Genomic DNA, 298 nt, shown 5'->3' on the forward strand with positions numbered 1-298 from the left:
CGAACTCGACGGCGCCTGTTCGCTGTCGCGGGAACGCATCGGCGGAAAAGCGTGGAGCGTCAACCGCATGCGCGCACTGGGTCTTTCCGTCCCGCCCGCGTTCGTGATCACCATGGACGGCTGGGCCGACTTCGCGGCGCGCGGAGCCATCGGCGAGGACATCTGGCGCGCGGTCCGCGCGGGGATCGCCGCGCTGGAACGCGGCACCGGGCGGACCTTCGGGTCGCATACCCGTCCGCTGCTGGTGTCGGTGCGCTCGGGCGCGGCGGTGAGCATGCCGGGGATGATGGACACGGTG

General features: G+C 71.8%; 1 pseudogene. It reads left to right on the top strand.

Going from position 1 to position 298, the window contains the following annotated elements:
• Positions 1–22: 22 nt before the first annotated feature.
• A pseudogene (locus tag ON27_RS29185) lies at positions 23–298 on the top strand (pyruvate, phosphate dikinase); the annotation flags it as partial.

It is taken from the genome of Nocardia asiatica NBRC 100129, from assembly GCF_000308415.1.
GTDB lineage: Bacteria > Actinomycetota > Actinomycetes > Mycobacteriales > Mycobacteriaceae > Nocardia > Nocardia asiatica.